The sequence below is a fragment of the Sphaerisporangium sp. TRM90804 genome, assembly GCF_029846175.1.
Taxonomy (GTDB): Bacteria; Actinomycetota; Actinomycetes; order Streptosporangiales; family Streptosporangiaceae; genus Sphaerisporangium.
The window spans coordinates 75,636-99,946 of sequence record NZ_JARWAC010000023.1 but is presented as its reverse complement, the minus strand read 5'-3'; the positions used below and the strand labels follow the sequence as shown (position 1 = coordinate 99,946).

At 72.7% G+C, this 24,311-nt stretch carries 22 protein-coding genes; 15 read left to right on the top strand and 7 right to left on the bottom strand.

Features of this window, described 5'->3' with window-relative positions; genetic code table 11:
• Window positions 1-81 precede the first annotated feature (81 nt).
• On the bottom strand, window positions 82-294 hold the full coding sequence (locus PYR91_RS27340; RefSeq protein WP_279784252.1) for a DUF397 domain-containing protein: 213 nt from the start codon (window positions 292-294) through the stop codon (window positions 82-84).
• Window positions 285-1,106 carry a helix-turn-helix transcriptional regulator gene (locus PYR91_RS27335; RefSeq protein ID WP_279784250.1) on the bottom strand — a complete coding sequence of 274 codons (822 nt, stop codon included), beginning with the start codon at window positions 1,104-1,106 and terminating at the stop codon, window positions 285-287. The genes PYR91_RS27340 and PYR91_RS27335 overlap by 10 nt, the downstream gene beginning before the upstream one ends.
• 311 nt (window positions 1,107-1,417) lie before the next feature.
• On the opposite strand from PYR91_RS27335, the gene PYR91_RS27330 reads away from it, so the two are divergent.
• From PYR91_RS27330 to murQ, 8 genes are all read left to right on the top strand, one after another.
• Entirely contained in the window at window positions 1,418-1,954 is a 537-nt protein-coding gene (locus PYR91_RS27330) for an ATP-binding protein (protein WP_279784248.1), read from the top strand.
• Between the two features lie 127 nt (window positions 1,955-2,081).
• The gene (locus PYR91_RS27325; protein WP_279784246.1) at window positions 2,082-3,863 is read left to right on the top strand and encodes an ABC transporter substrate-binding protein; all 1,782 of its coding nucleotides are present in this window, start codon (window positions 2,082-2,084) and stop codon (window positions 3,861-3,863) included.
• Between the two features lie 5 nt (window positions 3,864-3,868).
• Window positions 3,869-4,906 carry an ABC transporter permease gene (locus PYR91_RS27320; protein WP_279784244.1) on the top strand — a complete coding sequence of 346 codons (1,038 nt, stop codon included), beginning with the start codon at window positions 3,869-3,871 and terminating at the stop codon, window positions 4,904-4,906.
• Window positions 4,903-5,820, top strand: coding sequence for an ABC transporter permease (locus tag PYR91_RS27315; protein WP_279784242.1), 918 nt, complete (start codon window positions 4,903-4,905; stop codon window positions 5,818-5,820). The genes PYR91_RS27320 and PYR91_RS27315 overlap by 4 nt, the downstream gene beginning before the upstream one ends.
• 4 nt (window positions 5,821-5,824) lie before the next feature.
• Complete coding sequence (locus tag PYR91_RS27310; RefSeq protein WP_279784239.1) at window positions 5,825-6,928, top strand: ABC transporter ATP-binding protein; 1,104 nt, start codon at window positions 5,825-5,827, stop codon at window positions 6,926-6,928.
• A complete protein-coding gene (locus PYR91_RS27305) occupies window positions 6,925-7,932 on the top strand; it encodes an ABC transporter ATP-binding protein (protein ID WP_279784237.1) in 1,008 nt (335 codons plus the stop codon). The genes PYR91_RS27310 and PYR91_RS27305 overlap by 4 nt, the downstream gene beginning before the upstream one ends.
• Entirely contained in the window at window positions 7,929-8,879 is a 951-nt protein-coding gene (locus PYR91_RS27300; protein ID WP_279784235.1) for a GNAT family N-acetyltransferase, read from the top strand. The genes PYR91_RS27305 and PYR91_RS27300 overlap by 4 nt, the downstream gene beginning before the upstream one ends.
• 219 nt (window positions 8,880-9,098) lie before the next feature.
• Window positions 9,099-10,007, top strand: coding sequence for an N-acetylmuramic acid 6-phosphate etherase (murQ, locus tag PYR91_RS27295; protein WP_279784233.1), 909 nt, complete (start codon window positions 9,099-9,101; stop codon window positions 10,005-10,007).
• 135 nt (window positions 10,008-10,142) lie between these two features.
• Here the strand turns inward: murQ and asnB are convergent, their stop codons facing one another.
• The gene (asnB, locus tag PYR91_RS27290; RefSeq protein WP_279784231.1) at window positions 10,143-12,005 is read right to left on the bottom strand and encodes an asparagine synthase (glutamine-hydrolyzing); all 1,863 of its coding nucleotides are present in this window, start codon (window positions 12,003-12,005) and stop codon (window positions 10,143-10,145) included.
• 120 nt (window positions 12,006-12,125) lie between these two features.
• Window positions 12,126-12,755: a uridine kinase gene (locus PYR91_RS27285; RefSeq protein ID WP_279784228.1), complete on the bottom strand. Its 630-nt coding sequence runs from the start codon at window positions 12,753-12,755 to the stop codon at window positions 12,126-12,128.
• A 431-nt stretch (window positions 12,756-13,186) separates the two neighbouring features.
• Between PYR91_RS27285 and PYR91_RS27280 the strand changes: the two genes are divergently transcribed.
• Complete coding sequence (locus tag PYR91_RS27280; RefSeq protein ID WP_279784226.1) at window positions 13,187-14,260, top strand: lytic polysaccharide monooxygenase; 1,074 nt, start codon at window positions 13,187-13,189, stop codon at window positions 14,258-14,260.
• A 152-nt stretch (window positions 14,261-14,412) separates the two neighbouring features.
• On the top strand, window positions 14,413-16,842 hold the full coding sequence (locus tag PYR91_RS27275) for a sialidase family protein (RefSeq protein ID WP_279784224.1): 2,430 nt from the start codon (window positions 14,413-14,415) through the stop codon (window positions 16,840-16,842).
• A gap of 47 nt (window positions 16,843-16,889) precedes the next feature.
• Here the strand turns inward: PYR91_RS27275 and PYR91_RS27270 are convergent, their stop codons facing one another.
• Entirely contained in the window at window positions 16,890-18,116 is a 1,227-nt protein-coding gene (locus tag PYR91_RS27270) for an esterase-like activity of phytase family protein (RefSeq protein WP_279784222.1), read from the bottom strand.
• 243 nt (window positions 18,117-18,359) lie between these two features.
• Here PYR91_RS27270 and PYR91_RS27265 point away from each other — a divergent pair, with 243 nt between their 5' ends.
• The 5 genes from PYR91_RS27265 to PYR91_RS27245 all read left to right on the top strand — a co-directional run bounded on the left by PYR91_RS27265 (window position 18,360) and on the right by PYR91_RS27245 (window position 21,684).
• On the top strand, window positions 18,360-18,761 hold the full coding sequence (locus PYR91_RS27265) for a hypothetical protein (RefSeq protein WP_279784220.1): 402 nt from the start codon (window positions 18,360-18,362) through the stop codon (window positions 18,759-18,761).
• An 88-nt stretch (window positions 18,762-18,849) separates the two neighbouring features.
• Window positions 18,850-19,434 carry a carbonic anhydrase gene (locus PYR91_RS27260; protein ID WP_279784219.1) on the top strand — a complete coding sequence of 195 codons (585 nt, stop codon included), beginning with the start codon at window positions 18,850-18,852 and terminating at the stop codon, window positions 19,432-19,434.
• Window positions 19,435-19,601: 167 nt separating this feature from the next.
• Window positions 19,602-20,006, top strand: a complete 405-nt coding sequence (locus PYR91_RS27255; RefSeq protein WP_279784217.1) for a metalloregulator ArsR/SmtB family transcription factor — start codon at window positions 19,602-19,604, stop codon at window positions 20,004-20,006.
• Complete coding sequence (locus tag PYR91_RS27250; RefSeq protein ID WP_279784215.1) at window positions 19,999-21,021, top strand: cation diffusion facilitator family transporter; 1,023 nt, start codon at window positions 19,999-20,001, stop codon at window positions 21,019-21,021. Before PYR91_RS27255 ends, PYR91_RS27250 begins: the two co-directional genes overlap by 8 nt.
• Before the next feature lie 72 nt (window positions 21,022-21,093).
• Window positions 21,094-21,684 (top strand): DinB family protein, encoded by a 591-nt coding sequence (locus tag PYR91_RS27245; protein WP_279784213.1) that lies wholly within the window; start codon window positions 21,094-21,096, stop codon window positions 21,682-21,684.
• Window positions 21,685-21,698: 14 nt separating this feature from the next.
• Here PYR91_RS27245 and PYR91_RS27240 read toward each other — a convergent pair whose 3' ends face one another.
• A complete protein-coding gene (locus PYR91_RS27240; protein ID WP_279784211.1) occupies window positions 21,699-22,067 on the bottom strand; it encodes a metalloregulator ArsR/SmtB family transcription factor in 369 nt (122 codons plus the stop codon).
• A 175-nt stretch (window positions 22,068-22,242) separates the two neighbouring features.
• A complete protein-coding gene (locus PYR91_RS27235; RefSeq protein WP_279784209.1) occupies window positions 22,243-24,063 on the bottom strand; it encodes a glycoside hydrolase family 15 protein in 1,821 nt (606 codons plus the stop codon).
• Between the last annotated feature and the right edge of the window lie 248 nt (window positions 24,064-24,311).

The window sequence follows — 24,311 nt, the reverse complement described above, 5'->3', positions numbered from 1 at the left end:
TCGCCTTTGCTTTTGCCCGACCGTCGGACCTGACGGAACCCGCCATCGCGGGATGCCTCCGCCAAGCCCATGGCTACGGGCTCAGAAGTCGAACTCGCCCTTCTTGGCGCCGTCGACGAAGGCGTCCCAGACCGAAGCGCTCACCACGAAGGGCGCCCTGTCGGGGGCCTCGGTGTCGCGGAGGCCGACGCGCCCTCCGGACAAGGGGGCGACCTCCAGGCAGTTGCCTTGGTTGGAGCCGCTTTTCGTCGCCTTACGCCACGCGGCCGTCTTCAACTCCTCGTTCAGGTCCACTGCTTCTCCGCCTCTCTGATCAACTCAAGGGACACGTGCTCGGGTTGCGCTGCCGCTCGCAGGGCGTCGTATCTGCTCTGGATCGCCTGGACGTGTTCCGGACGACTCGTGACGTGCCCGTGGGTCGCGGATTCGATGTACACATTATCCGGACTTCCGGGGATCTGGGCGATGGCGAATCCGCCGAGAAGTCCCGTCGTGACTCCCAGCTCTAGCGGGATGATCTGAATACCGATTCTCGGATATTCGGCCGCCTCCAGCAGACGTTCGAGCTGGGCGTGCAGGATTTCCTTGCCGCCGATCGGACGATGAAGAACACCTTCGTCCAGCACTACACGCAGCATCGGCGGGTTCGCTCGACCGAATATCTCCTGTCTTTCCATACGGGCGGCTACAGCCTTCTCCACCTGCGCCTCTGATATGCCGGGTTCTCCACGGATGACCACCCTCGCGTAGTCCACGGTTTGCAGTAGGCCCGGCACGTAGAGCGGTTCCCACGAGTGCAAGGCGTGTGCCTCCTGCTCGACATCCAGCCAGCTGCGGAACCATATGGGGCTGGCGCCACGGGTGAGTGAGGCCCAGAGGCGGACGAGTTCGCCGTCCGCGCCGACGGCGTCGTCGTAGCGCTGCATGAAGTTGTGGCTGGCCGTGCGCTGGCCCCTCTCGATGAAGCCGACCAGGCTCGGACTGAATTGTATGAGCACGGCCAGGCGTTCCTGTGACAGGCCGACCATTCTCCTGCGCTTTCGCAGTTCCGCGCCGAGCTGAACAAGCGGCTTGATGGCCGGGTCGAGCGCGGCAGGTACGGACATTTCTTCTCCGTCCGACGGTGAATCGCTACTCCACCAACACACCAGCACGGCGTCGCTACGGACTGTCCTGCAATGTGGGGGGTCTTTCGGTGCACAACGTAGCTGGTCGAAGGCACTGTGTGAAGCGGTTTCAGGAGTAGGCAATCCGCCGGAGGGCCTGTCTCGATGGCATTAGGAGCATCCCTATGGCGGCAGTGTCGAATTAACCAGTTATGTCCGGCTCAAGAGGGGACGAAATGGTCGGGAGTGGAGCGGGGAAGCGTCGGACGGGCGATCGGGATTCGCGGTGGCCGGGTACGGATCTCTCACCGATGCGTCAGGCGGGGGCGCGGTCCGTCTGCTGGGAGGTGCCGTACGACCTGGCGGCGGTGGGGAGGGCGCGGGCCCTGGTGGGCGAGGTGCTCGGGTCGTGGGGGCTGCGGGGGCTGGCCGATGACGTGGTGCTGGTGGTCGGGGAGCTGCTGGCCAACGCGGTCGCCTACGGGGAGCCTCCGGTCGGGCTTCTGGTGTGGGCGGGCGAGGGGGAGCTGGTGGTCCAGGTCAGCGATCACGGTGCGGAGCGGCCCCGGCGGCTCAGGCTCGACGTCGAGGCGGTGCACGGGCGCGGGCTGGCGATCGTCGAGGCGCTGGCGGACGAGTCGGGGGTCGCCGGGTTCGCGGACGAGTCGGGGCCGGCCTGGCTCTCGGGGGTGGCGGCGGGTGCCTGGACTCCGGCCGCGGCCGCCTGGCTCCCGGGAGGCGCGGCCTTCGCCCGGCTTGCCGGAGCGGCGGGGGGCGCGGGGATGGTGGGGATGCGGGGGAAGAGTGTCTGGGCACGGTGGCGGCTGGGGCCGGGTGGGGCCGGATAGAGGTGTCTTCGCAGGTGAGAGGGTGTTAGCAAAAAAAGCTTCATGGTAGTGTGACGGGAGGAAAAATGTGACCAAGCCCGTCTTGTACCCATCTGAGTGAGCGATGGGAGACCTGGAGCATCCCTGCATGAAGCGACTCGCAGCGATCGTGGCCGCGGTGGCGCTGGCCACCAGCGCCTGTGGCGCCTCGGACGTGGACTCCGCGGATGCCGGGGGGATCTACACCACGATCGACGGCGCCAAGCAGATCGACGCGACGGCGCCCATCAACCCGTTCAACCCGGCGGGCAGCACCTTCATGGGCTATGACGCGATGGCGCTGGCCTGGCCGAAGAACGGGCTCACGGACGCCAACGCCTTCTACCCGGGCATCGCGGCGAGCTGGACGGCCACGCCCGACCAGGGCGAGGTGGTGATCCACCTGCAGCCCAAGGCGCGGTGGTCCGACGGGAAGCCGGTCACCAGCGAGGACGTGCGCACGTCCATCGGGCTCGCCTACACCCAGGGCGGCAGCGCCTACACGGTGAACGCGGGGGCGGCGGGCGCGGCGGCCGACATCCAGGTGCTCGACGGGAAGACGATCAAGATCACGCAGGGTGCGAACCGCAGCAACGCGTTCCTGCGCAACGTCCTGTCGACCGTGGTGGTTCCCGCGCACGTCTACGGGTCGCTGCTGCCGCCCGGGTTCTGGGAGACGCTGCGCGCCGCCAGGGGCTCGGGCCCGGCCGCCGAGAAGGCCAAGGGCCAGATCACCGGGCTGGCGCAGCGGGTCATCGCCTTCGCGCCCCGCGAGGACGTCTCGGCCGGGCCGTTCGTGCTGGAGCGGATCAACCCCGGCGCGGCGCTGCTGAAGAAGAATCCCTACTTCTACGACGCCGCCAGGATCCAGCCGGATCGGGTGAAGGTCCTCAACTACACCGGCAACGAGCAGATCTGGAACTACCTGGTCTCCGGCAAACTCGACAGCGCGCCGTTCACGGCCGTCCCGGCCGCGGTGATGAGCCGCATCAAGCAGACGCCGGGCAACGAGATCCGCAAGGGCTACTCCCCCGTGGCGGCGTCCCTGGCCTTCAACCAGGCCCGCAAGCCGTACGACAACGTGCACGTGCGGCGGGCACTCGCCTACCTGATCGACCGGGCCCAGGTCACGAGGGTGGCCTCCCCCGAGGCGGGCACCCCGGCGGTGACCACCAGCGGCATCCACGCCAGCGCGGCGGCGGCCTGGCTGGGCGGCGGCGGGCTCGCCGCGCTGGAGCCGTACAAGGTCGACGCGGCCAAGGCCGACCGGGAGCTGAAGGCCGCGGGCATGGTCAAGAGGGCCGGCACGTGGCGGATGCCCGACGGCTCGCCGTGGAAGGTGAGCATCCACGTGCCCGCGTCGTTCTCCGACTGGGTCGCCGCCGCCAAGTCGATCACCAGCCAGCTCAACGACCACGGGATCAGCGCGTCCGTGGTGACCTCCGCCGACTACATCCTGTACCTGGACGAGCTGGCGGCGGGCCGGTACGACATGGGGTTCTGGCTGATGGGCCTCGGGCCCTCGCCGTACAACATCTTCCAGCGCCTGTACGGCTCGGCCAACGGGTGGCAGCTCCTGGCGGGACGGCTCACCCACGTGCCGCCGGGGCAGCAGGGCAACTGGATGGGCGGCCCGGAGACCGTCGCCGGGGTCAACCCCGGCGAGCTGACCAACAGGCTGAACCTGGCGACGCCCGAGGAGCAGAAGCGCATCGTCGGCACCCTGGCCAAGCTGACCAACGAGCAGCTCCCGGTGATCCAGCTCTACGACTACGTCAACACCCAGTTCGTCAACACGTCCCGCTACACCGGCTGGCCGGCGGCCGACAGCGAGGTGCTGCGGCTCCCCGCGGGCGTGTGGATGCAACTCGGCATGATCAAGAAGAAGTAGAGGCGATGAGACTACTCCCTGCCCGGGGCGGCACCCGGGCGCGCACGGTCACCCGCCTGTTCGCCGGCCACCTGGCCCGCGGGCTGGCCATGATCTGGGCCGTCACCACGGTCAGCTTCGTGATCATCAGGAACATCCCCGGCAACCCCGTCCTGGGGCAGTACGAGACGCTGATCCAGCGCGGCATGGCGCCGGACGAGGCCCAGCGCATGACGGCCGCGTTGTACGGGTTCATGCCCACGGGCAGCCTGTGGGACCAGTACACCGGGTACATCACGGCGCTGCTGCACGGCGACCTCGGGCAGTCGCTGAGCACGCCTGGCACCGAGGTCACGACGCTGATCGGCGCCGCCGCCCAGTGGACGGTGCTGCCGGTGCTCGCGGGCACGCTGCTGAGCTTCCTGCTCGGCGTCACGCTCGGGGTCTACGCCGGCATCAAGCGCTCGGGCCGGCTCGGCGACGTGCTGTCGATCTCCGGCTCGCTGCTGCACGGCGTGCCGCAGTACGTCACCGGGCTGCTGATGATGGCGATCTTCGCGACGCTGTGGCCGATCTTCCCCGCCGGCGGCCCGGTCGACGTCGAGTTCGTCCCCGGCTTCAACGCCGGGTACCTCGCCTCGCTGGTCCACCACGCCACGCTGCCGGTGCTGACGTACGCGCTGGCCAGCTACGGCGGCTGGGTGCTGGCGATGAAGTCGAGCGTGGCCACCGTGCTGGGCGACGACTTCATCCTCGCCGCCGAGCTGCGCGGCATGTCGCGCGGCCTGCTGTTCCGGTACGTGGCGCGCAACGCGATCCTGCCGCTGTTCACGATCCTGGCCCTGTCGCTGGGCATGCTGTTCGGAGGGGCGATCTTCATCGAGCGGATCTTCAACTATCCCGGGCTGGGGCTGCTGCTCGTCAACAGCATCGGCACCCGCGACTACGCGCTGATGGGCGGCACCTTCCTGGTGACGACGATCGCGATCATCGTGGCCAACATCGCGGCCGACCTGCTGTACGCCGTGATCGACCCGCGGGTGCGGACGGGAGGCGCCGCGTGACGCTGACCATCAGCCTGCCGGGGCGCAGGGACGAGCGCGGCGGCCGCGTGTCCCCGCGGCGCGCCTTCTGGCGCGGGGTCGGGCGCGTGCTGCGCCGCAAGCGCGGCCGCGTCGTGGGGGTCGCCATCCTGGCCCTGTTCGCGGCCATGGCGACGGTCGGGCCGCTGCTCTACCCCGCCAACCTGCCGCGTGACGACAACGCGCTGTACGCGGCGCCGAGCCTGGCGCACCCCTTCGGCACCGACTTCGAGGGCACCGACGTGCTCGCCCTCGTGGTCACCGGGGCGCGGTACGTCATCCTCACCGGCCTGGCGACCGCGATCATCACGGTCGCGCTCGGCACGACGCTCGGGCTGCTGGCCGGCCTGCACCGCGGGCGCTGGGACACCGTGCTCATGCGGATCACCGACCTGCAGCTCACCATCCCGGGCCTGCCGCTGCTGCTGGTGCTCTCGACGGTGTGGAAGTTCGAGTCCCCGCTGGAGATGGGCCTGGTGCTCGGCCTGCTCGGCTGGGGCGGCGTGGCGCGGGCCGTGCGGTCGCAGACGCTGTCGCTGCGCGAGCGCGGCTTCGTGGAGGCCGCCCGGGGGCTCGGGCTGTCGTCCACGCACATCGTCGGGCGCGAGCTGCTGCCCAGCATGGCGCCGTACATCGCGATGAACGTGCTGATCGCGGTGACCGGCGCGATCTACGCCCAGGTGGGGCTGTTCTTCCTCGGGGTGCTGCCGTTCGAGTCCAACAACTGGGGGGTGATGCTCAACCTCGCCGTCTTCGGCGGCGGCGCGCTCACCACCCCGGCCGCGCTGCCGTACCTGCTGGCGCCGCTGCTGGCCATCCTGCTGCTCACCCTGGGCATCGTGCTCGTCGTCGACGCGATGGACGAGATCTTCAACCCCCGGCTGCGTGAGGACTGACACCGTGACCATCGACCTCAAGGGATACGGCGACGACGCCTCCACGGCGACCCTCGCGCGGGCGCCGGGCGTACGCGTGCGCGACCTCACCGTCGTCTACCGGACGCCGCTCGGCGAGCTTCCCGCGCTGGGCGGCGTCAGCCTCACCATCGAGCCGGGCACCATCACCGGCATCGTCGGCGAGTCCGGCTCGGGCAAGTCGACGCTGGCGTTGTCGCTGCTGAACGCCGTCCAGCCCCCCGGGCGCATCGCGAGCGGCAGCGTGGAGATCGACGGGCTCGGCGACGTCGTCGGGCTCGCCGGCGAGGAGCTGCGCCGGGCGCGCGGGCGGCACCTGGGGTACGTCTTCCAAGCGGCGCAGAACTCCCTCAACCCGCTCAAGACGGTCGGCAAGCAGGTGCTGGACCTCGGCCGCTCCCACGGCGTGGCCGACCCGCGCGCGCTGCTGCGCGAGGCCCGCGCCCTGCTGGAGCGCATGGGCCTGGACGGCGGCCGGGTGCTGGACTCCCACCAGCACCAGCTCTCCGGGGGGATGCGCCAGCGCGTCGGGATCATGCTGGCGCTGGTGCTCAACGCGCATCTGGTCATCCTGGACGAGCCCACGACGGCCCTCGACATGATCACGCAGTCGACGATCCTGCGCATCGTCCGCGAGGTGCACCAGGAGCGCGGCCTGACGACGCTGATGGTCACCCACGACATCGGCGTGGCCGCCGAGGTCACCGACCACCTCGCCGTGATGTACGGCGGGCGGGTGGTGGAGCACGGGCCGACGATGCGGGTGCTCGGCGCGCCGTCCCATCCCTACACCCAGGGGCTGATCCGGGCGATCCCCCGCCTGTCGGGCGACCCGTCGGAGGCTCGGGCCCTGCCCGGACGGCCGCCGACGCTCGGCACCCTGCCGGTGGGCGGGTGCGTGTTCCGCGAGCGTTGCCCGGAGCGGATGGCGGTCTGCGAGACGGTGGACCCGCCCCGGGTGACCCACGGCGAGCGGACCGTCGCCTGCCACGCGGTCGAGCAGGCCCACGACCGGGCGGAGACGGCCGGGTACGGGCCGCACCGCCTCGATACGGCGAACCATCGGACAGGACGGGAGGAGCTCACGTGATCACCGGTACCGGCGTCACCAAGACCTACCGGCAGCGGGGCGGCATGCTCGCCGGCCGCGACGTCCCCGCGCTGCGCGGCATCGACTTCGCCGTCCCCCGGGGCGGGGCCGTGTCGTTCATCGGCGAGTCCGGGTGCGGCAAGACGACCCTCGGCCGCATCGTCGCGGGCCTGGAGACCTACGACTCCGGCGAGATCGTCATCGACGGCACCCCCATGTCGCCGCTGTCGCCCAAGCGGCGGCAGCCGTTCTTCCGCAGGATCCAGCTCATCCACCAGGACCCGTACTCGGCCCTCAACCCGACGCGGACCATCCAGCAGACGCTCACCGCGCCGCTGGAGCTGCGGGCGCGGCACACGAAACGCCCAGGCTCGTGGGTGGACGACCGCGCCGAGGAGCTGCTGTCGCTGGTGGGCATCGACCCCGGCTACGTCCTCGGGCGCTACCCGCACCAGCTCTCGGGCGGCATGCGCCAGCGGGTGGTCATCGCCCGCGCGCTGACCGTGGACCCGGAGATGCTGGTCGCCGACGAGTCGGTGTCCATGATCGACGTGTCGATGCGGCTGAGCATCCTGGCCCTGCTGAGGGACCTCCGGGAGCGGCTCGACATCGGCCTGCTGTTCATCACCCACGACATCGCCACGGCCCGGTACATCGGGGACGACAGCGAGCTGTACGTCCTGTACCGGGGCCAGGTGGTGGAGCGGGGGCCCACGGAGACGGTGATCTCCGCACCCGTCCACCCGTACACGCAGTCGCTGCTGTCGGCGACCCCCGTGCTGCACGGGCTGGAGCGGCCGGGCGAGGAGCGGGTGGTCCCGACCGAGGCCCTCGACGAGCGGCAGGGCGACTCCGGCTGCCTGTTCGCCCGCCGGTGCCCGTTCCGCACCGACCGCTGCGACGGCGAGCGCCCGTCGCTCGTCCATGGGCTGGACGTCTCCCACGAGCACGCGTGCTACCACCCCCGGCCCCGGGGCGTCATCCCCGTCGAGGCGGTCGCGTGACCGACACCGGACCCGGCGACATCCGCCCGGCGGGCACGCGGCCCGGCGGCGGGGGGAACGCGGGCTCGGGCGCCGCCCGTGCCGGCGCGATCCGCCCGGCGTCGCCCGCCGAGCTGGACGCGGCCGGCCGGGTCGCGGCGGCCGCGCTCACCTTCGACGCCGCCGACGCGGCCCGGGTGGTCACCCACCTGACCGGCCCGCCGCCCGGACGCGAGTGGACCGCCCTGGTGACCCCCGCCCTGAGCGGCGTGGTGTTCGCCTCGATGGCCGCCGAGGGCGTGGGTCACGTGGACCTGATCGCGGTGCATCCCTCGGCCCAGGGGCGGGGCACCGGCCGCGCGCTGCTCACGGCCGCCGAGGCGTGGCTGCGCGAGCGGGGCGCCCGCGAGGCCCGCATCGCCGGCAACCCGCCCTGTTACGCCTGGCCCGGCGTCGACGTGCGCTACACCCCGGCCGTCTGCCTGGCCGAGAGCCAGGGTTACGAGCGGTACCGCACCGCCTGGAACATGACGGCCGACCTGCCCCGGGTGGTGCCGCCCGACCCCGGCGACCTGGCCCGCCTGGCCGCCGTGGGCGTCACCGTGCACACCGCCCCCCGGGGCGGGCGCGAGGAGGTCGCCGCGTTCGCCAGGCGCGAGTGGAACGACTCCTGGGCGTGGGAGGCCGAACACGCGCAGGGATGCCACTACGCCGTCAGGGACGGCCGGATCCTGGGCTTCGCCGCCTGGGGCGTGCGCCCGTCGTGGTTCGGCCCGATGGGCACCGCCGAGGAGGCCCGGGGGCTGGGGGTGGGCCGGGTGCTGCTGCGCCAGTGCCTTCGCGACCAGGCTGCGGCCGGCCAGCGCAGCACCCAGATCGCCTGGGTGGGCCCGATCCGGTTCTACGCCCGGGCGGCCGGGGCCCGGGTTCAGCGGGTCTTCTGGCTGTACCGGCGGGCCCTGACCTGACATGCGACCACCCGGAGACGTCCGGCGGCCCGGCCGCCGCGGGACGGCGCCCCGCACGCCGTCCGGAGGCGGCGTGACGGCGCCGGAACGAGACCAGCACCACGACGGTGCGACGAGTGGCGTGCCCGAAGCCACCCCCGCGCCCGACTCCGGCGTCCCCTTCCGGTGCCGGGACGACCGCGAGGCCCGACCCGATCATCTTTCGAAGTATGAGGTGTCATGACTCTTCCACTCACGGCCCTGGCGACGACCGAGCAGAGCGACCCGCGCTCCCGGCAGATCGACCGGCTGCCGACCGACGAGATCGCGCGCCTGATGAACGCGGCGGACGCCACGGTGCCGGGCGCGGTGGGACGGGCGGTGCCGGAGATCTCGGCGGCCATCGACGCGATCGCCGCACGCATGCGGGACGGCGGGCGGCTGTTCTACGTGGGGGCCGGGACGTCGGGGCGGCTGGCGGTCCTGGACGCCTCGGAGTGCCCGCCGACCTTCGGGACCGACCCCGACCTGGTGCGCGGCATCATCGCCGGCGGCCCGGCGGCGCTGACGCGTTCCGTCGAGGGCGCGGAGGACGACGCCGAGGCCGGGGCCGCCGCGATCAGGGCGGCGGGGACGCGGCCGGGTGACGCGGTGGTGGGGATCTCCGCCAGCGGGCGGGCGCCGTTCGTGGTCGCCGCCGTGGCCGAGGCGCGCCGGCTGGGCGCGGTGACGGTGGGGCTGGCGTGCAACAGGGGCATGCCGCTGTCGCAGGCCGCCGACCACCCGATCGAGGTCGTCGTCGGGCCGGAGGTGCTCACGGGGTCCACCCGGCTCAAGGCGGGCACGGCGCAGAAGCTGGTGCTCAACATGATCTCGACGATCTCGATGATCAGGTGCGGGCGCACCTTCGGCAACCACATGATCGAGGTGTCGGCCGGCAACGCCAAACTCGTGGACCGGGCGGCCCGGATCGTCGCGGACATCACCGGGTCGGACACCGGCGTCGCGCGCCGCACGCTGGAGGCGGCGGGCAACGAGGTCAAGACGGCCGTCGTCATGATCGAGCGCGAGCTGGACGCGCGCGCGGCGCGGATCCTGCTCGCCGCCTGCGGAGACCGCCTGGACGCCGCGCTGGCGGCCGGGGCCTGACGGACGGGGCCTGACGGACGGTCGTCCAGCCCTTGACCATCGCACGGCCCTCGGGACCCCGGTACGCCGAGACCCCGGTACGCCGCGCGGCCGCCCGGCGTGGCGGCCGGGCGCGGCGACCGGGTGTGACGGCCGTCAGAGGCTGAGGCGCACCGGGTAGGTCTCCAGCCAGGAGTCGAACTGCAGGAAGCCCTCCAGGGCCGAGCGGTGGTCGGTGTGGCCCGCGGACTCCTGGGGCAGGTCGAGCAGGCGGCGCACCTTGCCGAGGTCGACGAGCTGGGCCACCGGCCCGCCGCCGCGTTCGAGCAGCTTGGCCGCCTCGGCGCGCAGGGCCTTCTCGTAGCCGGGGTCCTGGGTGGAGGGGTAGGGGCTCTTGCGGCGCTCGGCCACCGACCTCGGCAGCACGTCGCGCACGGCCGCCCGCAGCAGGCTCTTCTCGTGGCCGTCGAACGTCTTCATCGACCACGGCGTGTTGAAGACGTACTGCACGAGCCGGTGGTCGCAGAACGGCACCCGGACCTCCAGGCCGCTGGCCATGCTCATGCGATCCTTCCGGTCGAGCAGGATCTGCACGAACCGGGTGAGGTGCAGGTAGCAGATCTCCCGCATGCGGGCCTCCAGCCCGTTCTCGCCGGGCAGGCGGGGCACCTCGTCCAGCGCCTGGCGGTAGCGGCGGGCGCGGTAGGCGGGCAGGTCGAGCTCGGCGGCGACCTCGTCGCGCAGGATGTCGGTCAACGCGGTGTAGCGGGTGTTGCCCGGCGCCGCCAGCCAGGGGAAGGTGCCGGCGTGCACCGGCTCGGGGTCGTGGAACCACCGGTAGCCGCCGAAGACCTCGTCGGCGGACTCCCCCGACAGCGCCACCGTCGACTGGGTCCTGATCGCCGCGAACAGCAGGTAAAGCGAGGTGTCCATGTCGCCCATGCCGAACGGGACGTCGCGCGCGCGCAGCACCGCGGCCCGCACCCCGGGGTCCATGAGGTCGACGGAGTCCAGGACGATGTCCTTGTGCGCGACCCCGAGGCCCTCCAGGTGCCGCACGAGGTCGTGGACGTAGGGCGTGTCGGGGGTGTCGCGCATCTCGTCCGGGCTGAAGTTCTCGGCGTAGCCGACGAAGTCCACCGAGAACGACCGCAGCCCGCCCTGGCCGTGCCCGCGCAGCGCCCGAGCGGCGAGCGCGGTGACCGCGCTGGAGTCGAGCCCGCCCGACAGCAGCGTGCACAGCGGCACGTCGGAGATGAGCTGGCGCTCGACGATGTCCTCCAGCAGCCCGCGTACGGTGCGTATGGTCTGCGGCAGGTCGTCGGGGTGCTCCTCGGCCTCCAGCTTCCAGTAGCGGTCGGTGGACACGCCGTTCCTGTCGATCTGGACGACGCCGCCGGGCCGCACCTCGTGCATGCCCTGGTAGATCCCGTGCTCGGGGGTCTTGACGAACCCCAGCAGCTCCCTGAGCCCCTCGGCGTCCACCACGGGGGCGCGCGCGAGCGGGTTGGCCAGGATGGCCTTCGGCTCGCTGCCGAACAGGACGCCGTCGGGGGTGGGGAAGTAGTACAGCGGCTTGATGCCGAGCCGGTCGCGTACGAGGACCATCCGCTCGGCCTCGGCGTCCCAGATCGCGAAGGCGTACATGCCGTTGAGGTGCGATCCGAGGTCGGCGCCCCACTCCTCGTAGGCCCGCAGCACCACCTCGGTGTCGCTGCGGGTGTGGAAGCGGTGGCCGTGGGCGGCCAGCTCCTCGCGCAGCTCCTGGAAGTTGTAGACCTCGCCGCTGTAGGACAGGACGGCGGCGACCCGGCGCTCGTGCTCGGCGACCATGGGCTGAAGGCCGCCCTCGATGTCGATGATCGCCAGGCGCCGGTGGCCGAGCGCCCCGTGCGAGGACGTCCACATGCCCTCGTCGTCCGGCCCACGGCACGCCATCGTCCCCGTCATGGCACGGAGCGCGTCGACCTCCTCGTCAAGATCGAGCCTGAAGTCCACCCATCCGCAGATTCCGCACATGCCTAAGACCCCCGTGTCCCCCGTGAGCCCTCTCTACCTGCTGAAACATACCCAACCGCCGCTCTATGCCCCGGCGGCGCGCCCCCGGGCGGAACGGTGCCCGCCAACCGGCGCGCCCGGTCAGGCCGGTGTGATCACCGCGGGGTGGCGCGGGTCGTCGACCTTGACCACCACGTCGGCCTGGGCGACGGGGGCGACCTCGTCCTCGTAGCGGGCGTAGGCGGGCAGCGTCCACCGCTCGCCCTCGGGGGTGCGGCGCTCCAGCGCGCGGCGCGAGAGCCACAGGTGGACGGTGAGCTCGAACGGAAGCCAGCGGCCGAGCAGCAGTGCCCCGTCCAGCACCAGCACCCCGCCCGCGGGCAGCGTCACGTACGGCGCCCGCGTCGCCCGGTCGGCCACGGCGTCCCACAGCGCCGGCAGCACCTTGCCCGGCCCGCCGGGCTCCAGCGGCCCGAGCACCTCGCGGTCGAGCGCCCCGTAGTCGAGCCAGTCGGCGTAGAAGGAGTCAGGATCGTCGCGCCCGAACTCGAACCGCAGCGACGCCGGCCGCAGGAAGTCGGCCGCCGACACCCGCAGCACCTCGCGCCCCCGCAGCCGCAGCGGGCCCACCAGCGCGTCGGCCAGCTCTCCGGGCCTCGCGGCGGGCGCGCCGTCGACGGCGACGCGGGCCCACCCCCCGCCGGGCACGGCGGCGACACGGTCGGCGAGCTCCTCCACCAGAGCCGACGGCGAGACAGGGCGCACGTCCACGCCCCCATCCTGACCGATCCGCGCCCCCGCGGGCGACGCGGCCGGCCCCGCCGGAAGACGCCCGGAAGAGCCGCCGGTTACGAAAATTTCATGCGCTTTCATCGGGCACCTGAGGCCGTTAACCTCGCATCACCTCCGTGACCTGCGGTTACGGCCCCGAGCGCCTCAGGTCACATCGCGGAGAAAAACGCGGTGATTTCCCTTGTGGCGGCGGCGACCTACAGTTCGTAGGGCGTAAGCGCTTTCGCATCGCTGGTCGGCAGTCGGCGGCAGTTCGCCCACGGCGGCGACCGGTTACTTCACCGGGTCCCCGATGGATACCCCACGTGCTTTTGACGTCCTGACGTACTCGAGCGTCCAGGGCGCGCTGCCGCGACGCGCGTGCGGTGACCGCCGGGGACCCATGTCGTAGCCCCCTCGAAAGGTTTCGGATGAGAAAGCGACAAAAGTTCAGCCTCACCGGTGGCGCCGCCGTACTCGCGGCCATTCTCATGGTCGTGCTGCTGCCGAGCTCGGCATCCGCCCACGGCGCCATGATGGTGCCGGGCAGCCGTACATACCTGTGCTGGAAGGACGGCATCGGCCAGAACGGAGCCGTCCAGCCCAACAACCCGGCCTGCGCGGCCGCCGTCGCGCAGAGCGGAACCAACTCGCTGTACAACTGGTTCGCCGTCCTGCGCTCGGACGGAGCGGGCCGCACCAGCGGCTTCATCCCCGACGGCAAGCTGTGCAGCGGCGCGGCCTCGGTGTACAACTTCAGCGGCTTCGACCTGGCGCGCAACGACTGGCCGGTGACGCACCTGACCGCCGGTGCCTCGATCCAGTTCCGCTACAACAAGTGGGCCGCCCACCCGGGTTCGTTCCGCACCTACATCACCAAGGACAGCTGGAGCCCGACGCGGGCGCTGGCCTGGAGCGACCTTGAGTCGCAGCCCTTCTACAACGCCGTCGACCCGCCCAGCGTCGGCAACCCGGGCAGCAACGACTCCTACTACTACTGGAACGCCAGGCTTCCCTCCGGGAAGAGCGGCCGTCACATCATCTACTCGGTGTGGCAGCGGTCCGACAGCCAGGAGACGTTCTACAACTGCTCCGACGTCGTCTTCGACGGCGGCAACGGCCAGGTCACCGGTGTCGGCCCGAACGGCCAGGACCCCGACCCCGACCCCGATCCCGACCCGACGCCCACTCCCACCCCCACCTCCGGGCCCGGCGGCTGCTCCAGCACCATCAGCTCCAGCGGCTGGTCCGGCGGCTACCAGGCCGAGGTGACGGTGCGCAACACCGGCACCAGCGCGATCAGCGGCTGGACGGTGAAGTGGACGCTGCCGAGCGGCACCACGATCAACAGCCTGTGGAACGGCACGCACTCGATCAGCGGCTCGCAGATCACGGTCAGGCCCGCCGGCCACAACGGCAGCGTGGCGCCCAACGGCAGCACGACGTTCGGGTTCGTGGCGTCCGGCACCGCCGGCTCGCCCACGCTCACCTGCACCAGCCCTTGACCGACGGCGAAAGCCACTAGGTGACGGCCCGGGTCTCGTCCGACGAGGCCCGGGCTTCGCCGTGCCCGCCACCGGGCGGCGGGGCCGACATCAGGTGAACACCGGGTGAAGGCGGTTGCGGCGCGTGCCGGGCCTCCGGTTCGCTGGAAATCATGAACGCCCCCACCTCCCCCGGAGCCGGCCGCGCGCGGTCGTGGCCGGACGCCGACGTGGTCGGGGCCGCGGTGAGCGACCCGGTCACCGTCTACGGGGCCGTCGAGCGCGACGCGCGCGGGGAACTGGCCCACGAGGGCAACCGGGTGCCCGACATCGCGGCGCTGGACGCGCGGCGGCTCGTGGTCGGCTGGCGGGCGGGGGTGCGCGACTCCCGGGACCCGACGCCCAACGACCAGGGCTCGATCCTCTACGCCCGCTCCGAGGACGGCGGCGCCACCTGGACGACCGGCACGCTGGCCGCGGCCACCGCCACGCACCGCTACCACTACGTGATCTTCCTCAACGACGCCGGCACCCTGTACGCCCTGATCGGCCGGGTCGCCGTCTCCGCCGACCGCGACGCCGCGGGCCAGGTCGACGGGTTCCCCACCACGATGGTGGTCAAGAGCAGCGCCGACGGCGGGCGCACCTGGGCCGACTTCCCGGTCACCGTGGACGTGCCGGCCAACCGCAGGGGCGTCGTGGTGGCGGGCAAGCCGCTGTGGCACGACGGCGTCTGGCTGATCCCCTACTGGCGCGAGCTGGACGGCGCCACCCGGGCGGGCGTGCTGCGGTCGGCCGACCTGAGACGCTGGGTCTCCGGCGGCCTGGCGGCCAACCCCCCGGGCATCGGCGTCGAGGAGCCGCAGGTCGTCGTCGCGCAGGACGACCCCGGCACGCTGCTCATGGTGACGCGCACGCTCGACCTCACCGGCGGCTCCTCGGCGGCCCAGCGCGACGCGCACTACCGCGCCAACGCCGTCTACGCCGCCACCGCGACCAGCCGGGACGGCGGCCTCACCTGGTCGCCCCTGACGCTCGACCGCGACCTGCCCAACTACTACGTCAAGCCGTTCTTCGCCAGGGACGCCGAGGGCCGCTACCTCACGATCTACAACACGCTCGCCGGGCCGTTCACCGGGCCGGGCGACAGCAAGCCCGACCAGTACCGCGAGGTGCTGTGTTACAAGGTCAGGCGGCCGGGCGCCCCGTGGGGGCCCGGCCGGCTGTTCGCCGACGGCCCCCGGCTGACGCGGGGCGCGGCGCGCGGCTGGGACGTCTACGCCAGCGCCGACGAGTACGAGCCCGGCCGGTTCCACGTCGTCTGGGAGCACAACCAGACCAACATCAAGGTCGCCCGCGTCGACCTGTCCACCGTCTTCACCGGCGTGGGCCCCGGGTGGGACGGCCTGGCCGGCTGGACGCCCTCGCCCGGCGGCGGCACCGTGGAGCTCGACGCGCGCGGCCACCTGCGCCTGGCCAACGCCGGCCCCGCGTCCGCCGGCCCCGCCCCGGCGGTCGTGCCGGCCGGCCCGGCCACGGACGCCGCGCGGGCTCCCGTCCCGCCCACGGATGCCCTCTCCACGGCGGAGGCGCCCGGGTTCTCCGGGGTCGTGCACCGCTACGGGCCGTCCGGGGGGTTCATGGCGACCATGAGGGCGCGGGTCGAGGCGCACTCCCGGCTCGACCCGGCCACCGGGGCGGGCGCGGGGCTCGCGCTGAAGGTGGCGACCGGCATGAGAAGGCTGATGCTGGCCGTCCAGCCCGACGGCGTCCACTCCTTCGTCCAGGGCGCCGCCGGATGGAGCCGCGTCGACGCCACGCCCGTCGGCACCGCCTCGTCCCACCTGTGGCAGGTCGTCGTGGACGCCCAGGGGCGGGCCGCGCTGTACCGCGACGGCGCGGAGACCGGCGCCCGGTGGACCGTCGCCGCCTCCCGGGAGGCGCCGCAGGTGGCGGTGTGGGCGTCGGGCACCGCGGCCGCGCCCGCGCGGGCGCTGGTGGAGCTGGTCCAGGTCGCCGACGACGTCGCGAGCAGCACCTGGGACACGCTCGGCGGCTGGAGCCTGGACGCCGCGGGCGGCGCGGCGGAGGTCTCCGGCGGGCTGCTGCGGCTGCGCAGCACGCGGGGCCAGGTGTCGAAGGCCTCCATCGGCCTGGACGTGACCACGGGCTGCGACTTCACGCTGGAGTTCCGCGGGCGCGTGGTGGACGACAGCGCGCTCGACCCGGGCACCGGCGCGGGCGTCAGCCTCGGCACCAAGATCGCGAACGGCCAGGTGCGGCTGATGCTCACCGTGCAGCGCGGCGGCGTCTGGACCATGCGGAAGGGCTCGGCCGTCTGGGAGCGGGTCTACTCCTCGCCCACCGCCGGGGCGGCGGCCACCTGGAAGGTCACCGTGGACAGCGCGGGGGTGGCCCGCCTGCACCGCGACGGCGCCGACACCGGCGCCACCTGGGTCGTGCAGAACAGCAGGGAGAACCCGCAGGCCATGCACTGGGTCACGGGCACGCCGGGCGGCAACGCCGCCGAGGCGCGCATCGAGTGGACCAGGATCACCGCCACCTCGCCCGGCCTCGCCCCGGCGAGCCCGGCAGACGCCTGACCTCGGCGGGGCCCGGGGAACGCACGCGGGGCCCCGCCGGAGGCGGATCAGCGGTAGGCGCGGGGGTCGGCGCCGAGTCGGCCGGTGAGGCGGACGGTGATGAACTCGTTGTCGTCGGCCTTGCCGGGGGTGCGGCCGGAGGAGAACGGGAAGTTGTTGTCGTTCAGCAGGCCGAGCGTGGAGTCGTCGAGGATGACGACGTCCTCGATGGTCTGGAACGGGAAGCGGAAGGTGGTGCCGAAGCCGCCGACGCGGCGCGGGTTGGCGAGGTCGAGCAGGTCGGCGACCTGGGTCTTGTCGACGGCGCCGTCACGGTCGCGGTCGCGGACGTCGATCAGGAAGACCTTCTTGAACGCCGCGGCGTCACCCTGGTTGTTGTCGCGCTCGATGACCAGGAACCGGTCGCGGTCGACCGAGATCATGTCGCCGATGGCGTTGGCCGGGGCCTCCAGGCGGTAGACCCACCGGCGGTCGGTGTAGGCGCGCCTGCGCAGGTCGAACTCGTACATGCGCAGCGTGCCGGCGGGGTCGCCGGTGACGGTGCCCTCAAGCAGGGGGTACAGCGCGCGGCCGTCGACCGCCCGGGCCATGCCCTCGAAGCCCTTGCTGCTGCCCAGGTTGGGCGTGCCGCCGTCGAGATGGGGGTTCTCCGGGGCCTGGACGCCGGGCAGCGCGACGGGCGCCCGCAGCAGCTTGCCCGAGGCCGAGAAGTGCAGCAGGAAGGGGCCGAACTCGTCGCCGATGTAGTACGTGCCGTCGGGGTTCCTGACCATCGACTCGACGTCGAAGTCGGCGCCGGTGAGCCGGCGGTCGGCGCGGGTCAGCGCGAAGGGGACGCGGTGGTCGGGGTCGCGGAGGTCGACGCCGCCGAGCACCTTGATCTTGCCGCCGCGGAAGTCGGGCTTGACCCGCTGGACGCGCAGCAGGAAGTCGGCGCTGTTGGCCTTCTGGCCGTAGCCGTTGTCGGACAGCACGTCGAAGGTGCCGTCGTGGCGGCGGGCCACGCCGCTGAAGCCCTGCACCGGCTGGCCGGGGAAGGGCGGGGTGATGCCGTTGGACGGCTCGGTGCCGAGCTGGGCGCCCGACGGCTCGCTGCCCGGGACGTAGGTCTCGGCGGGCAGGGAGGCGAAGGCGGTCAGCGTGGCGCGGCCGAAGCGGCCGTCGCCGTGCCCGTGACCGCCGGAGCGCTCGCCGGGGGCGGGGTCGGCGAGCGCCGGAGAGGAGAGGCAGAGCGCCAGGACGGCGGCACCCAGCCCGATCATGGTTCTTCTCATGGCGACAAGCTAGGGATGCCCGGTGACGGGCGGCACAACACGGCGTGGCCCCCGGGTGCCGGAATCGCGATTTCCGCCCTTCTGCCCCACAAAGCTAGATCTTCGGATATTTCGGACATAGCCCAAGAGATCTTCTCTCCGTAGGGCATGACCAGCACCTTTGCCAAACAGCCGATGTACGGAACAGGACCCTTCAACTACCATCAGTAGTCAACTGCATGCTACACGTGGTGGGGCGGTGCATTGACGGAGCGACGTATCAACGTGCGCGCGGTCCTGCACGCCCTGCTGTCCGTGGTGGCCGTCGTGCTGCTCCTGCACGACCTCGTCCGTCCCGACGGGCACGGCGGCGCCCCGCCGCCCCGCCCGGCGGCCACGCCGCCCGCCGCCCACCTTCTCCAGGCGTCCCTCCCGGGCGACGCCCCGGTCACGGACGCCGACGCCTGCCCGAGACCCTGGGAGAACCCGGGCGAGCCGATCCTCACCAAGCCGCTCCCGCCGCCGTCACGCCACGGCGCGCACCCCGCGCACCGGTGGCGGCCGGCCGGGGCGTCGTACACGACGTCCCGGATGCCCGTGGCGGGCGCCACCGCCCTGCGCCGGCCACGGCCCACGGGGCCGCGGCTGCCGGTGTTCCGCTGCTGATCAGGCGAGTCTCCGCGACGCCGCGGAGCCCGGGCGCGCTCGCGCCCTGCCCTGTTCACCACCGGTCCCCAGCATCGAGGAGTCATCCATGCAGTCGTTGATCGACCATGCCCGCACGTTCCACCAAAGGCTCGACGGCGAACGAGAACAGGCGGCCGCCACCGTCGGCGGCGCCTCCCCGCAGGCCATGTTCATCACCTGCTCCGACGCGCAGGTCATCCCCTCCCTGATCACCGGGGCCCGCCCCGGCGAGCTGTTCGAGCTGCGCACCGCGGGCAACGTCATCCCGCCCTACCGCCTGGGCAGGCTGACCGCCGAGGGCGCCACCATCGAGTACGCCGTCAACATCCTGGGCGTCGAGGACGTCATCGTCTGCGGCCACACCCGATGCGGGGCCGCGCAGGGCCGGGTCCGGTCCTGGACACTGCGCTCGGCGCCGACCACACGCTGGTGGCTGCTGCAGACCCACCGCTGGCGCGAGGCGCCGGCATGCGGCGACGAGGACCCCGGCCGGGCCCACCTCGTCGCCCAGCTCGAGAAGCTGCGCCGCTACCCGCGCGTCGCCCGTCGTCTCGCCGGCGGCCGGCTGCGCCTGCACGGCTGGTTCTACGAGGTGGAGACGGGCGTCGTCTCCAACTACCGGCCCGAGACCGGCGCGTTCACGCCCCTGTGACCCCCGCCCGGCGACCCTGACGGCCCGGGCCCGTGCCGCCGGGCCCGGGCTCCGGCGCGGCGCCGCTCCCCGGGACGGCGCCGCGCCCCCCGACGCACCCCCGGCACGGCCCCCGGTGCGCGGGCCGGGCTCGACAGCGGGGCGCCACTCTCCCTACACTTCGATATATGAACGATCGTGCAAATGTCGTAGTCATGGACCCGGACGCCTGCTCCACCCCGGTGGTGGACGCCGACCGGGTCTCCTCGGTGCGGCGGAGTCTCCCCTCCGAGGAGACCGTGCAGGATCTGGCACAGGTGTTCGCCCTGCTCGCCGACCCGGCCCGGCTGCGCATGATGGCGGCGCTGCTGGAGGGCGGCGAGATGTGCGTGTGCGACCTCGCGGCGGCCACGGGTCAGAGCATGTCCGGCGCCTCGCACGCGCTGCGCATGCTGCGGATGCGCCGCGTGGTCAAGGTCCGTCGCTCCGGGCGCATGGCGTACTACCAGCTCGCCGACTCCCACGTGCGCATGCTGTTCGACCTGGCGATCACCCACGCCAGGCACACGGAGGCGGAGCGCGGCGATGGGTGACGAGACCGTCCGGCCGCAGGCGCAGGGCGCGAGCGTGTCCGGGCACTCCCCCGGCCACGGGCACGGTCATGGGCACACCGTCGGCGTCGACGCCGACCGCCGCTACCTGACCGGCGCGCTCGCCCTCATCGTCGGCTTCATGGCCGTCGAGGTCGTCGTCGGCGTCGTCGCCCAGTCGCTGGCGCTGATCTCCGACGCCGGCCACATGCTGACCGACGCCGTCGCCATCGTCTTCGCGCTGATCGCGATGCGCATAGCGCAGCGCCCGCCGCAGGGCGGCTTCACCTACGGCCTCAAGCGCGCCGAGATCATATCCGCGCAGGTCAACGGCATCACCCTGCTCTTACTCAGCGCGTACTTCGTGTACGAGGGCATCCAGCGCCTCATCGACCCGCTGCCGGTCGAGGGCTTCTACGTGGTCGTCACCGGCCTGGCCGGCATCGCCGTCAACATCGCGGCCACCTGGCTGCTCAGCAAGGCCAACCGCGCCAGCCTCAACGTCGAGGGCGCCTTCCAGCACATCCTCAACGACCTGTACGCCTTCGTGGCCACCACGATCGCCGGCCTGGTCGTCTGGCTGAGCGGCTGGAGCCGGGCGGACGCGATCGCCGCGCTGGTGGTCGCCGCGCTCATGCTCAAGGCCGGCTGGGGCCTGGTCCGCGACTCCGGCCGCGTCTTCATGGAGGCCGCGCCCGCGGGGATGAACCCGGCCGAGATCGGGCGCAGGACGGCCGCGCTGGAGCAGGTCGTCGAGGTGCACGACCTGCACATCTGGGAGGTCACCTCCGGCTACGCCGCGCTGTCGGCGCACATCCTGGTGGCGCCGGGCGCCGACTGCCACGCCGTCCGCGTCGCCGCCGAGCGCCTGGTGCACGACGAGTACGGCATCGAACACACCACCCTGCAGGTCGACCACGCGACCCCCGAGGTGCTGACCATCGGCCGCCAGACGCACCACTGCGCCGACCCGCACGGCCCCTCCCACCGCCCCGGCGGCGACCCCGGCCCCGGTTGAGAACCCGGCGCGCCGGAGCGTCGCCGGCGAAAGCACGTCGCTCCGCGCCGACAGAGGTACCAGGATGTCCGCATGACCGAATGGGACCCGAAGTCGGATCTTCGCCAATACCTGCGGACCGCCCGTGAAGCCCTGCTGTGGAAGCTCGAAGGGCTCTCGGAGTACGATCTCCGCCGTCCGCTGACGCCCACCGGCACCAACCTGCTGGGCCTGGTCAAACACGTGGCCGGGGTGGAGGCGGGGTACTTCGGCGACACCTTCGCACGGCCGTTCCCCGAGCCGCTGCCGTGGATGGCGGACGACGCCGAGCCCAACGCCGACATGTGGGCGACCGCCGACGAGTCGCGCGACGACATCGTCGCGCTGTACCAGCGCGTGTGGGCGCACGCGGACGCGACGATCGACGCACTGGCGCTGGAGGCACCCGGCCGGGTGCCCTGGTGGCCGGAGGACCGGCGTCAGGTGACGCTGCACCGCATCCTGGCCCACGTGATCGCCGAGACCAACCGCCACGCCGGCCACGCCGACATCGTCCGCGAACTCGTCGACGGGGCCGCCGGCCTGCGCCGGGACAACGACAACCTGGCGACGCGCGACCCGGCGTGGTGGGAGACCTACCGGGACCGCCTGGAGCGGACGGCACGGGAGGCCGGCCAGGGCTGAGCCCCGAGACCGGGTCAGGCGTCCGCGGGGCCGGGGGCGGGGGCGGTCTCCTCGGTCAGGGCGCGTTCGCGGCGGCCGCGGCGCAGCTCGGTGCCCAGGGCGTCGAGGCGGTTGGTCCAGAACTGGCGGAAGCGGCCGAGCCACTCGTCGACCTCCTGGAGCGGGCCGGGGTCGACGGCGTACAGGCGCCGGGTGCCCTCGGCGCGCACCCTGGTGAAACCGCTGTCGCGCAGCACGCGCAGGTGCTGGGACACGGCCGGCTGGGAGATGCCGAACTCGCGCTGGACCACCGCGCCGATCTCGCCGGACGCCCGCTCGCCGCCGGCGAGCAGTTCCAGGATCCGGCGCCGCACCGGGTCGCCGAGGACGTCGAAGGCGTGCATACGATCATTTTTTCCCAGCGACTTATATAAGTCAACTCTGAAGCGAGCCCGCCGGGGTCCGGCCCCACCTCGAGAACCGGGGGTGGGCCCGGGTTGCCGGGACCTGGGCCCGGGAGCCGGGACCGGCCCGGGCAGCCAGAGCCCGGGGCCGGACGGCCGGCCCGGGACCCGGGCGCTAGCACGAGGAGGTGGGGCGCTGGGCCTCGAAGACCGCCCAGGCGGCGTTGACCAGGCCGATGTGGCTGAACGCCTGGGGGAAGTTGCCGAGCAGCTCGCTGGTGCGGGGGCAGACCTCCTCCGCCTGCAGGCCGACGTCGTTGACGAACGCGGCGGCCCGGCGGAACACCACGTGGGCCTCCTCCACCCGCCCGGCCAGCGCCAGGGCCTGGGCGAGCCAGTACGTGCAGAGCAGGAACGCGCCCTCCCGGCCGGGCAGGCCGTCGTCCGCGCGGTAGCGGTAGACCAGGCCGTGCTCGTCCACCAGGCGGGCCGCGACGGCGTCGATCGTGGCCAGCATCCGGGGGTCGTCTGCGGCCAGGAACCCGACGATGGGCATCATCAGCGCCGAGGCGTCCAGCGTCGTGGAGCCGAAGGCCTGCGTGTACGCGCCCGCCTCCTCGTTCCAGCCCTCCCGCAGCACCGTCTCGCGGATCTCCTCGCGCGCCGCGCGCCAGCCCTCGACCCGGTCGCCCGCCTCCAGCAGGTCGGCGAGCAGGATGGCGCGGTCGACCGCCACCCAGCACATCACCTTGGAGTACACGTGGTGCATGCGCGGCTCGCGGATCTCCCAGATGCCGTGGTCGGGCTCGCGCCAGTGGCGCACGGCGGCGTCGGCCAGCGCGACCAGGAACGCGCGCGCCTCGCCGTCGAGCGCGCCGAGCTGGCCCGAGAGCCGGTGGACGGCGTCGAGCAGCTCGCCGTACACGTCGATCTGCGGCTGCCGCCAGGCGTCGTTGCCGATCCGCACCGGCCTGCTGTCCCGCCACCCGCTCAGGTGCGGCAGCTCGTGCTCGGTCAGGTCGTACTCGCCGCCGATGCCGAACACGATCTGCAACGCCCCCTCCGGGTCGTACGACACCGCGGCGGTGGTCATGAAGCTTAGGAACTCGCCCGCCTCGTCCGGGCACGCCGCCACCCACAGGGCGTTGAGCGTGAAGCTGGCGTCACGCACCCACGAGTAGCGGTAGTCCCAGTTGCGCTCCCCGCCGGGCACCTCGGGCAGCGACGTCGTCGGCGCGGCCACCACGGCGCCGGTCGGCTCGTAGGTGAGCGCCTGGAGCACCCGGCCCGAGTGCCCGACCAGGTCGCGGTAGGGCCCGTCGTAGCGCTGGTGGGCGGCCGACCACGCCTGCCACATCGCGACGGTGGCCTCCAGCCGCGCGGCGATCTCCTCGCCGGTCCAGACGCCCGGAGGGGGGTCGCCGATGGGGCCGCCGCGCAGCGCGAACCGCAGCGCCCGGCCCTCGGCGAGCGCCACGGTGGCCGCGGCCCGCTCCCGGTCGACGTCCAGCTCGACCGGTGAGGACAGGGAGAACAGTCCGGGGCCGCCCTTGACGTCGATCCCGCCGGGGACGGCCGACAGCAGCGGCACGACCCTCCCGTAGGACGGCCTCGGGCGGAACAGCACCTCCAGCTCCACCGACCCGCGCGTGCAGCGCGCCTCCCGGGCGAGGGCGTGCGGCGCGTCGGCGCCCAGCCGGTGCACGTCGCAGTCCTGGCCGACCACCAGCGCGTCGGTGAGCACGAGCGTGCCGGCCGGGGTGGTGAACGTCGTCTCCAGCACCATCGTGGAGTCCACGTAGCGGCGGGACACCTCGAACGCGCCGGAGGGCCGCAGCGACCACGTGCCGGCGCCGTCGTCGAGCAGCGCGGCGAAGACGGAGGGGCTGTCGAAGCGCGGCATGCACAGCCAGTCGACCGCCCCGTCCCGCGCGACCAGAGCCGCGGAATGCCGGTCCGACAGCAGCGCGTAGTCGGCGATCGCCTTGTTGGTCATGTCCCCCCCGCCACCGGCCCGCGCACCGCCGCCCCGGGCGCCGCGCGGCGTCCCCGGCGGTCCGCCCCGGACCCCGGTCCGCCCAGGTGGTGAACCCGCCTTCCCCCGACCCATACCCCGAACGACGCCGTCACGCCCCCGGACCGTGAATCGCCGACAACGCGGAGTGGATCACTCTCCCCGCCCGTGAGCCCCGGACGGCGCGATCACGCCCGGGATGGGAGATCACGGCGGATGGCGCGCGGGGG